Genomic DNA, 11705 nt, shown 5'->3' on the forward strand with positions numbered 1-11705 from the left:
GCATGCCGGACCTGGCTTTTATCGAGCAGGCCCTGGCTGAGCGCCAAAAACAGCAACTCTGGCGTCAGCCACCCCTCCTGGATAGCGCCCAGGGTACGCAGATTCGGTGCCAGGGGCGGGAAATGATTAATTTCTCCAGCAATGATTACCTGGGATTGGCGGCTGATCCTCGTCTGGAAGCCGCCCTGATTGCTGGCGCCCAACGCTGGGGGACGGGCAGTGGTGCTTCCCACCAGGTTTGCGGTCACCAGCAACCCCACCAGGAGCTGGAAGAGCGGCTGGCAGACCTGACCGGACGTGAAGCCGCCCTGACTTTCAGCAGTGGTTATCTCGCCAACCTGGCTGCTGTTCAGACTTTGATTGGCAAGGGGGGTGAGGTTTACCAGGATAAGCTGAATCATGCCTCTTTGCTGGATGCCGGTCTGGCTAGTGGCGCTCGTTTTCGCCGCTATCGTCATCTGGATTCTTCCCACCTGAAAGGCCTGTTGGAAAAGTCCGGCAGTGGTCGGCGTTTGCTGGTCAGCGACGCTGTTTTTAGCATGGATGGTGATCAGGCCGAGGTGGCTGAATTGGCGCGTTTGGCCGAGGCTTCGCAATCCTGGTTGCTGTTGGATGATGCTCATGGCCTGGGAGTTCTGGGTGAAGAGGGAAGTGGCTTGGTGGGGCGGCGTTTCGGCAGCGACCAGGTGCACCTTTTAACGGCGACCCTGGGCAAGGCCCTGGGTTCGGCAGGTGCCTTTATCGCCGGGGATCGCCTGGTTATTGATTATTTACGTCAGTTTGCACGCCAGTATATTTATACCACGGCTCAGCCAGCAGCCCAGGCCTGTGTCAGTCTCAAGGCGCTGGATCTGTTGGCTGCTGAACCGCAAAGACGCCAGGATCTGCAGGATAATCTGGCCTTTTTCCGCCACGGGGCCAAGGCGCTGGGTTTGCCGCTCCTGCCATCACAAACGGCTATTCAGCCCCTGCTTCTGGGTGATAATGCGCGGGCCCTGCGCTGGTCGCAAGCTCTTAAAGAAAGCGGTTTTCTGGTGATGGCCATCCGTCCGCCCACGGTACCGCCGGGGACGGCTCGCCTGAGAATTACCCTGACCGCCAAACACCGTTATGACCACTTGGCACTTTTGCTGGAAGCCTTGGCTGAACTGGCTGCTGAAGAAGAGGCAAACAGCGATGTCGGATAAATTGCCCTGGGTTTTTCTGCCTGGCTGGGGTATGCCAGCCTCCTGTCTGGAAGGCCTGAAAGCGGCCCTCTATCCCTGGCCGGTTAAACTGCTGGACTGGCCTCGTGATGAAGCCATCTGGAAAGCGGTTCTAGCCGGGGACAGGGAACCCCTTTATGCGGCCTTGCATGCCCAGCATCCACAAGCCGCTCTCTGGGGTGGCTGGTCACTGGGGGCCTTGGTGATGAGTCAATTGGCCAGTCATCCGAACTATCAGGCCAGTTGCAAAGGATTGGTCAGCCTGGGTATGGGACCGGGATTTCTAGCAAGCCAGGACCAGTCCTGGGGATTACGAGCAGCAGAGCTTAGGGTGTTTGCACGCCGTTTCAAGCGAAACCCGTCAGCGGGATGGAAGCACTTTGTTAACTGGCAGGCCCAGGGCGATTATGATGCCAGCCACTGGACCCAACGCCTCGAAGAGCAGAATACCTGGTCACTGACGGCGCTGGAAGCCGGTCTGGATTTGCTGGCGCAATTACAAAGCTGGTCACTGTTAAAAGCGCCTCGAAGACCCTGGCTATTGGTCAGAGGAGCTGCTGATCCCCTTTGCCCGGATTGGAGTCCTCTGATTAGTCAATATCAGGATGAGCTTTTGCACTGGGAAACCCTGGCCGGTGCCGGTCACCTGCTGCCGATGACTCAGTCGCATGCTCTGGCTGAACTACTTCAGAATTGGGCGGAGCAGCCATCATGACCGCTTGGCAGCGAATTCAGACCTGCTTTGATCGTGCCGCCAGTGATTATCGTCAGCTGGCTGTGGCTCAGGAGCAGCTAGGCCAGTTGATCTGGCAGAGAAGACCCGCAACAGCGACCCGAATTGTTGACTTGGGTTGCGGCCCCGGCCATTGGAGTGCAGCGCTTCAGTCCGCCTATCCACAAGCTGCCGTGATGGGGGTGGATTTAAGTGAGGGGATGCTACGCCAGGCCCGACAGGATTATCCTCATTTGCACTGGGTTCAGGCCAATGCTGCACGCTTGCCTTTTGCGAAGGAGAGCCAGGAGCTGATTTTTTCCAATCTGGCTGTGCAATGGTGTTGCCACTTCCCCGGTTTTTTTGACCAATTGCAACGGCTGTTGGTGCCTGGAGGCCGGGCTTTAATGACCAGTCTATTACCCGGGAGCCTGGAAGAAATCGACCAGGCCTGGAGGCAGGCGGGCCTGGCCAGCCGGGTACTGCCATTCATGCCCCTGCAGGCATATCAGGGGCTTCTGGAGGCGGCTGGATTTGCCGGTATCCATCTGGAAGCCTCCCGCCAAGTCTTTTATTATCCCAGCAGTCGTGAACTGCTGAAATCAGTCAGTGGTGTGGGAGCCTCGGGTACACCAGGTCGCTTGCGCCGCGAGAACTATCGGCGGGTTCACCAACAGCTGGAAGCCCGGCGCACAGAACAGGGGCTACCTTTGACTTACCAGGTTTTGATCATGGAGCTAAGCGCTTGAAATACTTTGTCACAGCAACGGACACCGATGCCGGTAAAACCTTGATCAGTTGTGGTTTTTTGCAACTGGCCCGGCAGCAGGGATTATCCACCCTGGGGCTAAAACCTGTCGCGGCCGGAGCCGAGGAAAGTGACCAGGGGCTGGTGAATGAGGATGCTTTGGCCCTGCAGGCAGCCAGTAGTCTTGAACCCAGCTATTCTGAAGTCAATCCGCTGGTGTTCAAGGCGGCAATTGCCCCCCATCTGGCTGCGGCAGAAGAAGGCCGTCAGCTGAATCTGGAACGTCTGGCCGGGCGGGTCAGAGGACAGTTTTTGAAAAAAGCGGATTTAACCCTGGTGGAAGGAGCCGGGGGTTGGCGGGTTCCTCTGCAAGGCCAGCAGACCCTGGCCGATTTGGCGCGTCAGCTGCAATTGCCGGTAATACTCGTGGTGCGTATGCAGTTGGGCTGCCTGAATCATGCTCTTCTGACCGCTGAAGCCATTTTGCGTGATGGCTTGCCGTTGGCAGGCTGGGTAGCCAATACCACGGGAGAAGCCATGGCCCGCGAAGAAGAAAACTGGCAAACCCTGGCGCGCTTGCTGCCTGCGCCCTGCCTGGGTCGGGTTCCTTGTCTGCAAAATCCGGATCCGGAAACTGTCAGCCAATATCTGCAGTTGCCAGGAAGTGCTTGACTTGCTAACTGATTTCTATAAAATGCGCGGCATCTCTTCAGCGGATGTGGTGGAATTGGTAGACACGCCAGATTTAGGTTCTGGTGCCGCAAGGTGTGGGAGTTCGAGTCTCCCCATCCGCACCATTCAGTTTCAGGACTGAATCATGCCCTCCCCCGATTGCCCTCTTTGTGAGCAAGCCGCCAGCTCTCTCTGGCATACCGAAACGCGTAAACCCCTTCAAGGTCGTGAATTCTGGCGCTGTCATCTATGTGGCCTGGTTTTTGTGCCGGCTGAATTTCATTTGGATGGGGCTGCAGAAAAACAGGTGTATGAGCTGCACGAAAATAACCCGGATGATCCCGGCTATCGACGTTTTTTAAACCAGTTATTGCAACCCTTGCTGCCTTTTCTTGAAGCACTGAAAAACCAACGTGGAAGACCTTTGCAGGGGCTGGATTTTGGCTGTGGGCCGGGACCGACGCTGTCTCTGATGCTGCAAGAAGCGGGCTTTCTCTGTACTGATTATGATCCCTACTTTGCACCTGTTCCTCACTGGCAGCAGCCTTATGATTTTATTGTGAGTACCGAGGTTTTCGAGCATCTTTCCCGCCCGGGGCTAGTGCTGGAGCAGCTAAGTTCTTGTCTGCAAGAAGATGGCCTGCTGGTTATCATGACCCAGCGTCCCCGTGATCTGGAGGCATTTCGTCGCTGGCATTATCTTCTCGACCCGACTCACATCACCTTTTTCAGTGATGCCAGCCTGGATTGGATCAGCCAAAACTGGCCGTTACGCGAGGTTTATCGTGGCAAGGCCGTGGTTATCCTGAAGCGGCTGGCTTGTGAAGGAAAGATGGTTTCTGTATGATGCTTTGCTGCCGTTTCAACCCTTCAGCCTAACTCCATGTTTTCTTTTCGGGTTTTTGCTCCTTTTATTTTTCTGGCCGGTGCATCAGTTATTGCTCTGGTGTTTGCACTGATTCTTTTAGGGAATCACAGTGATTTGCGCGCTCAGGAAAGTCTCAAGCAGGAGCTGCGCTACCGACTGCAAGACCATCTCGGTGACATCCAACGGCTGGCCGAGCAGCTACGCGTTTTGCATGAGCAATTAACACCCCAGCGTTTCACCGAACTCCTGCCTTTGCATCTTGATGACCAGTGTTTGCTGTTCCAGAAAGGGGAGCAGCAGGAGCAACTATGCGGGAATTCGCCGCCGATCCGGCCTTCCTTGCTGGCTGAATTGGATTTTGGCGATCTAAGTCAGGGCTTGGTGCGAATTGAAGATCAGGTCTATTTCTTTTATTCCTCTGCCGGGTCGGATCAGCCTTTTGTTTTGCTGGATCCTTTGACAGCTCCCTTGTTGGCCAGCTGGCAGAGCAGTCATCAGCTTCCCCGGGTTAGCCTTAGCCTCAAGGGCGTTGTGGTGAGTGGTCAGGGGTTGCTGCCTTTGACCGGCCCCCAGGGCAAGACCCTGGCTTATTTGCGTTACCCTCTGCCGCGTCCGGGTCAGGAACTGGTGCGCACAGCCATGGTGCCTGCGTTGCTGGTATTGCTGTTTCTTCTCAACCTGGGCTTTTTTGCGGCCTATCAGCTTTCCAAGTTGATGCGTGGACGCGAACGCAGTGAAAAGCGCCTGCGTCAGGTAATTGATCTGGCTCCCCAGATGATTTATGCACGAGACAATGAAGGACGTTTTGTCCTGGCCAATCAGGCGACAGCCCGCTTTTTCCATGGCGAACCCTCAGACCTGATTGGCTCCAATCTGGCTGAGCTGACGGGGGACAACCAGGCATTCGAGCAGCAACTACGTCAGGAGCGTGCACTGCTGTCCAGCGGTGAAAATCTCTTTATGCAGGAGGAAGAAATTCCCGGCATGGGAGAGGAAGCTCCGCGTACCTGGGAAACAAGTAAACTGCATTTTACCGATGTCGACGGTAAGAGCGTTATTCTCAGTATCTCCCAGGATGTCAGTACTCAGCGGGAACAGCAGCAGCAGTTGCAACTCTTGTCCAGTGCTCTGGAACATAGTGGTAGTGCCATACTGATCTGCAATAGCCAGGGGCAGATTCGCTATACCAACACGCGCTTGTGCCAGCTGCTGGGACGGCAGCAGGAAGAGCTGCAGGACCAGCAGTTAGAAGATCTCTTGAAGGGGAATGTCAGACGCAGCCAGAGGCATCAGCTGCTTCGCGGAATGCGTGAACTGGGTCACTGGCGTGGTGAACTGCAGTTCCAGGTGACGGTTCAGCAACACTACTGGATGATGGTTTCCATGTCGCCGGTTCAACTGGCCAAGCAGGAGGAAGCCTTCTTCGTACTGGTGGCCGAGGATATCACCGCGCTCAAGCAAACCCATCAGAAGATGGAGCAGTTGGCTCTGTATGACACCCTGACAGGTCTGGAAAACCGCAGACTGTTCAAACAACGCCTGCACAAGGCGATTAAACTGGCCAAACGCCAACAGAGTCTGGCTGCTCTTTTGTATCTGGATCTGGATCACTTCAAGCGTATCAATGACACCCTGGGCCATGATTCCGGCGACCAGCTGCTGATCACTGTGGCTGAACGCCTGCGCACCTGTGTAAGAGAATCAGACAGCATCGCCCGTTTGGGGGGTGATGAATTTACCCTGCTGGTACACGATCTTCATCATGCCGATGCAGCAGCGGCGGTCGCTCGCAAGATCATAGAACAGTTGAGCCATCCGATTATTCTGGGCAACAAGAGTGTTATCGTTACCACCTCGGTGGGAATTGCCCTGGCACCGGAAGACAGCACCAGCCCGACCGAGTTGTTGAAAAATGCTGACTTGGCCATGTATCGAGCCAAAAGTCAGGGGCGTAATAACTACCAGTTCTTCAGCCATGAGATGAATGATCAGGCTTCACGCCTGTTGGAAGTGGAAACAGAATTGCGTACGGCCCTGGCTGAACGCAGTTTTGAAGTCTACTATCAGCCCCAGGTCAATCTGCCTTTGGGAACCGTGGTGGGTTTTGAGGCGCTGGTACGCTGGCATCACCCTAAACGCGGTTTGATCTCACCGGCTGAATTTATTCCCATTGCCGAGGAAACCGGGTTGATTGTTGAGCTGGGCCACCAGGTGCTGGAACAGGCCTGTCGTGATCTGGCCTGGCTGAATGAGCGCCTGGATTACCGTTGTTATGTGGCTGTGAATCTTTCACCGCGCCAGTTGAAGGACAAGAGTCTGCCCCAGCATCTGGATGCCTTGTTGAGCGATTACAACCTGCCGCCCCAGTACCTGGAGCTGGAGATCACGGAAAGCACCCTGATGGATCAAATGGATCTGAGTCTACCCATCCTGCATCAAATCGAGGATCTGGGAATCAGCCTGTCCATTGATGATTTCGGAACGGGTTATTCGTCACTGAGTTACCTCAAGCAGTTGCCTGTGCATTCACTCAAAATTGACCGTTCTTTTGTTCAGGATATTCCCGGTGACAAGGATGACATGGCCATTATTTCTGCAGTCAGTGCCATGGCCAGCAAGTTGAATCTGGAAGTTGTGGCTGAAGGGGTGGAAGAGCGCAAGCAGCTGGCGTTTCTGCGAGAATCCAATTGTCATCTGGTGCAGGGGTATTACTTCAGTCGCCCTCTTCCCAGGGATGAGGTGTTGGCAGCCTGCGACAAGATTGCACTCCAGCTAAAAGAGCTGTAACGGTTTCAGCGGTTACGGATGGCAAGCACAAAAAAAGCCCCTGCTCCAAGAGCAGGGGCTTTTTTCATACCTAGGCTAACACTGCTTATTCAGCGTAGAAGGCTTCTTCTTCCAGAGTCATCAGCACTTCTGCACCGGCCAGAATCTGTTGTTCCAGGGCCAGGGTGCGTGGCAGTACACGCTTCAGGTAGTGGTTGCTGACCTGGATCTTGGCGGCATAGAAACCGGAAGAGTCGGCATCCACTTCATCCTGGGCAACCTTGGCCATGCGTGCCCACATGTAGGCATAGGCCACCAGACCAAAGAGGTTAAGATAATCGACCGCTGCTGCGCCGATTTCTTCAGGATTTTCTGAAGCGGCCTTGATCACGGCTTCGGTTACACTTTCCAGGCGCTTAAGCTCGGTTTCCAGAGCCGTTACCCAGGGTTGCATGGCTTCCTGACCGGATACTTCCTGCAGGAATTCACGTACGTCCTTGGCAAAAATTGCCAGGAATTCACCCTTGTTGGCAAAAACCTTGCGACCCATCAAGTCCATGGCCTGAATGCCGTTGGTGCCTTCGTAAATCTGTGCGATGCGCGCATCACGAACGTATTGTTCAGCACCCCATTCGGAGCAGTAGCCGCTACCGCCATAGATTTGCTGGGCTTCAACGGTGGCGTCGAAGCCCCGGTCAGTGATGAAAGCCTTGGCGATCGGGGTCAGCAGGGCAACGAGATTAGCCGCATGCTTACGCGTGGTGTCGTCGGTGTGATACTTGCTGATATCCAGCTGCATGCCCACGTAGGATGCAAAGGCGCGGCTGGCTTCGTTGAAAGCACGAACATTCAGGGCCATGCGGCGTACATCCGGATGAACCAGGATGGGATCAGCAGCCTTGTCAGGATTTTTTGGGCCGGTGGGGGCGCGGGACTGAATGCGCTCCTTGGCGAAATCCATGGCACTCTGATAGGCAACTTCACCCAGACCCAGACCCTGGATACCAATGGACAGGCGTTCGTAGTTCATCATGGTGAACATGGCCGCCAGACCCTTGTGGGGTTCGCCAATCATGATGCCTTCGGAACCATCAAAGTTGATTACACAGGTGGCAGAACCCTTGATGCCCATCTTGTGCTCGATGTTGCCACAGTTGACCAGATTGTGGTCGCCCAGGCTTTCATCGGCATTGATCTTGAACTTGGGAACCAGGAACAGGGAAATACCACGGGTGCCCTTGGGTGCATCCGGTAGCTTGGCCAGAACCAAGTGGATGATGTTCTCGGCCAGATCATGTTCACCACCGGTGATCCAGATCTTGTTGCCGGTAATGCTATAGGTGCCGTCATCCTTGGGTTCTGCTTTGGTGCGAATCAGACCCAGGTCAGTACCGGCATGGGGCTCGGTCAGGCACATGGTGCCGATCCAGCGGCCTTCGTACATGGGCGGCAGGAATTTTTCCTTGATTTCCTCGCTGGCGTGAGAGTCCAGCAGGAGAGTCGCCCCGTTGTTCAACGCCGGGTAGAGCGTAAAGGAGGCGTTGGATGCATAGAGCATCTCTTCAAAGAGTACGGTCAGCATCTTGGGCATGCCCTGGCCGCCGTATTCGGGGTTGCCACCCAGACCCATCCAGCCACCTTCAGACAGTGCCTGGTAGGCTTCCTTGAAACCCTTGGGTGTGAAGACCTGGCCTTGGTCAAAACGGCAGCCTTCTTCATCACCAGACAGGTTAAGCGGGAAGAGTTCGTTTTCGGTCAGTTTAGCCCCTTCTTCCAAGATGGCATCTGCCAGATCGGGGGTGACTTCCTGAGTGGCTTCCATGGAAGCCCAAAGCTTGTCGGCTTCAAAAACCTCGTTCAATACAAATTGCATATCACGTAGGGGAGCCTTGTATTTTGCCATGGGTTTACCTCTATCCTGGGTTTAGGTGTTAAGTCATTGATACAGCAAGCTTACTCACTTTGCTGCACAGCACAAGAAATCTTTGTGACCTATGAGTCTCAGATCAGAGTAGCAGTTAAATGCAATCACGTTAAGAAATTGTGGCTTTTGTCTGGAAAGATTCATCAAGGAATAAAAAAGGGCGGCCTCAGGCCGCCCAACTACTCCTCTCACCCCCAGGCTAGGCCTGGTTGACAGCAATCAGACTTCAAAGCCCAGGCCAAAGGCTGCTTCATCCATGGCCAGCAGGCTGTCAGCACCAGCAGACATGGCTGCAGCGTGTGCCCGGGTACGGGGCAGCAGACGCTGGAAGTAAAAGCGTGCTGTGTCCAGTTTGGCCTGGTAGTAGGCTTTTTCATCGCTACCTTCAGCCAGTTTTTTCTGAGCAATTTCAGCCATACGCGCCCAGAAGTAGGCCAGGACGATGTAGCCGGCATAAAAGGTGTAATCGACAGCTGCAGCACCAACTTCATCACGGTTCTGCATCGCTGACATGCCGATTTTCATGGTCAGGTCACCCCATTCCTTGTTCAGTTCGGACAGGGGCTTGGTGAATTCGTGCATGCCTTCTTCCTGGCTGACAGACTGGCAGTATTTATGAATCTGCTTGGTAAACTTCTTCAGGGTTTCGCCCTGGTTCATGAGTACCTTGCGACCCAGAAGGTCAAGTGCCTGGATGCCTGTAGTGCCCTCATAGAGGCGGGTAATGCGGGCATCACGGACGAACTGTTCCATGCCCCATTCCTGGATGAAGCCATGACCACCAAAGACCTGCAGACCTTCGTTGGTGGCTTCAAAACCGACTTCGGTCAGGAAAGCTTTAACGATGGGGGTGAGCAGACCCAGGATTTCATCAGCCTCTTTGCTGTCCTCTTCACTACCGTGCTCTACCTTATCAACCAGTTGCGCGGTATAGAGGATCAGAGCGCGACCACCTTCACTGAAGGCTTTTTGAGTCAGCAGCATACGGCGCACATCAGGGTGAACGATAATGGGATCGGCTGCCTTTTCCGGAGCCTTGGCACCCGAGAGAGCACGCATTTGCAGACGCTCGCGTGCATAATCCAGTGAGTTCTGGTAGGAAGCTTCAATCAGGCCCTGACCCTGGATGCCGACACCGATACGAGCGGCATTCATCATGGTGAACATGGCAGCCAGGCCCTTGTTGGGTTGGCCCACCATCCAGCCGGTGGCTGTATCAAAGTTCATCACACAAGTGGAGTTGCCGTGGATGCCCATTTTATGTTCCAGCGCACCGCAGCTGACGCCATTGCGTTCACCGGCTTCACCCTGGGCATCGGGCAGGAACTTGGGCACTACAAACAGGGAAATACCCTTGCTGCCTTCTGGCGCATCGGGAAGTTTGGCCAGTACCAGGTGAACAATGTTTTCCGACATTTCATGGTCACCGGCAGAGATGAAGATCTTGGTGCCGCTGATTTGATAGCTGCCATCGTCTTGAGGCAGTGCCTTGGTCTTGATCAGGCCCAGATCGGTACCACAGTGGGGTTCGGTCAGACACATGGTGCCTGTCCAGGTGCCTTCGACCAGTTTGGTCAGATAAGTCTGCTTGAGTTCATCCGTACCATGGTGTTCCAGGGCGCTCATGGCACCGTGGGACAGGCCGGGATACATGCCCCAGGCCAGGTTGGAGGAGCAGATCATCTCGTTGAGAACCATGCCCAGTGAATGAGGCAAACCCTGGCCACCGTATTCAGGGCTTTGTGTCATGGAAGGCCAGCCACCTTCAACATACTGCTGGTAGGCTTCAGTAAAGCCTTCGGGGACTTGAACCTTGCCATCCTTGAGCTGGCAGCCCTGCTGGTCACCCTTTTGATTCAGGGGAGTCAGAATGTTCTCGGCAAACTTGGCACCTTCTTCCAGGATGGCATCCACCACCTCAACAGCTTCTTCACCGTCAGGCAGGGATTTGTAGTGCTCTTCATAGCCGAGCAGTTCATTCATGACAAAACGAATATCACGCAGGGGGGCTTTATAAGTAGGCATAGTCTTCTTGCTCCGTACCGCTTTTGTTGTTGGTGGATGAACAGGAGTTCAAACGTATGTTTGAAACTTAAGCCAAACGAAAGGAGGTGTCAAGAAATCTTGCACAAGTTTTTTGGCTTAGGCGACCAGAGTGATTTGTTCGCCCTTGTCGTAAGGCAGGCGGTTAGTAGCAGCCAGATCCAGAGTCTGTTGGATCGCCTCGGCTGGGCTGACGGGCGAGCTATTGCCGATCAGAGGATGACTCATGGCAACAGCAACAGCGAGGGGGCGACGCATGCCGAAACTGAAAGTGAAGGGCAGTTCGGGCCGCTGGTCGGCTGGTTTTTGCGGTGGGCGAGTGGTTTCGGGAAGAAATACCTGGGGTTCTTCAAAGCTGACCCCGTGAAGACTGAGAGTGAAATCCGGGCTGGTGGTTTCATTGAGCGCCTGGAGATCATCTTCATCATTAAGCGATGTACTGGCAGAAAAGGTTTCATCGGTCAGGGGTTTGAGGCCCTGTTGTGCTTGCTCGTCCTGTTTCTTCTCTTCGATACGGATGTAGCCTTCATTCTCTGCATGCAGCGGCTGGCCTTCCCGTGAAGCTTCCGTATCAAGCGTACGGGAGGCGATCGACGGGTTGGCTCCGGTCTTTTGTTTGGCCCAGGCATTGGATGAAGTGTCAACAGAAGAAATAACCATGACTCGTTTCCGGCAAAGCATTAAATCTAGATTGATTAATAGTAAACCTTAACCGGCAGCAAGGCGACACTTTTCTTTAACGCTTCAGACACAAACTGTATTCTCGC

The 11705-nt window shown here is 54.5% G+C and carries 9 protein-coding genes and 1 tRNA gene; 7 read left to right on the forward strand and 3 right to left on the reverse strand.

Annotated features, from left to right (window positions below; all coding sequences use genetic code 11):
- Positions 1–2: 2 nt before the first annotated feature.
- The 7 genes from bioF to DFK18_RS00555 all read left to right on the forward strand — a co-directional run bounded on the left by bioF (position 3) and on the right by DFK18_RS00555 (position 6992).
- Complete coding sequence (gene bioF / locus DFK18_RS00525) at positions 3–1187, forward strand: 8-amino-7-oxononanoate synthase (RefSeq protein ID WP_218563863.1); 1185 nt, start codon at positions 3–5, stop codon at positions 1185–1187.
- Positions 1177–1920 (forward strand): alpha/beta fold hydrolase, encoded by a 744-nt coding sequence (locus tag DFK18_RS00530; protein ID WP_114416253.1) that lies wholly within the window; start codon positions 1177–1179, stop codon positions 1918–1920. The genes bioF and DFK18_RS00530 overlap by 11 nt, the downstream gene beginning before the upstream one ends.
- The gene (locus tag DFK18_RS00535; RefSeq protein WP_114416254.1) at positions 1917–2666 is read left to right on the forward strand and encodes a methyltransferase domain-containing protein; all 750 of its coding nucleotides are present in this window, start codon (positions 1917–1919) and stop codon (positions 2664–2666) included. Before DFK18_RS00530 ends, DFK18_RS00535 begins: the two co-directional genes overlap by 4 nt.
- Positions 2663–3337 carry a dethiobiotin synthase gene (bioD, locus tag DFK18_RS00540; protein ID WP_114416255.1) on the forward strand — a complete coding sequence of 225 codons (675 nt, stop codon included), beginning with the start codon at positions 2663–2665 and terminating at the stop codon, positions 3335–3337. The genes DFK18_RS00535 and bioD overlap by 4 nt, the downstream gene beginning before the upstream one ends.
- 40 nt (positions 3338–3377) lie before the next feature.
- Positions 3378–3462: transfer RNA gene (locus tag DFK18_RS00545), tRNA-Leu, on the forward strand.
- 20 nt (positions 3463–3482) lie between these two features.
- Positions 3483–4184 carry a class I SAM-dependent methyltransferase gene (locus DFK18_RS00550; RefSeq protein WP_114416256.1) on the forward strand — a complete coding sequence of 234 codons (702 nt, stop codon included), beginning with the start codon at positions 3483–3485 and terminating at the stop codon, positions 4182–4184.
- 36 nt (positions 4185–4220) lie between these two features.
- Positions 4221–6992, forward strand: coding sequence for a putative bifunctional diguanylate cyclase/phosphodiesterase (locus tag DFK18_RS00555; protein WP_114416257.1), 2772 nt, complete (start codon positions 4221–4223; stop codon positions 6990–6992).
- Positions 6993–7077: 85 nt separating this feature from the next.
- Here DFK18_RS00555 and DFK18_RS00560 read toward each other — a convergent pair whose 3' ends face one another.
- The 3 genes from DFK18_RS00560 to DFK18_RS00570 form a co-directional block, all read right to left on the reverse strand.
- Positions 7078–8874, reverse strand: a complete 1797-nt coding sequence (locus DFK18_RS00560) for an acyl-CoA dehydrogenase C-terminal domain-containing protein (protein WP_114416258.1) — start codon at positions 8872–8874, stop codon at positions 7078–7080.
- Between the two features lie 240 nt (positions 8875–9114).
- Entirely contained in the window at positions 9115–10920 is a 1806-nt protein-coding gene (locus DFK18_RS00565; RefSeq protein WP_114416259.1) for an acyl-CoA dehydrogenase C-terminal domain-containing protein, read from the reverse strand.
- 117 nt (positions 10921–11037) lie between these two features.
- Positions 11038–11598: a hypothetical protein gene (locus tag DFK18_RS00570; RefSeq protein WP_114416260.1), complete on the reverse strand. Its 561-nt coding sequence runs from the start codon at positions 11596–11598 to the stop codon at positions 11038–11040.
- Positions 11599–11705: the final 107 nt, after the last annotated feature.

Origin of the sequence: Marinospirillum perlucidum, assembly GCF_003336805.1 — a bacterium.
GTDB classification, from domain to species: Bacteria; Pseudomonadota; Gammaproteobacteria; order Pseudomonadales; family Halomonadaceae; genus Marinospirillum; species Marinospirillum perlucidum.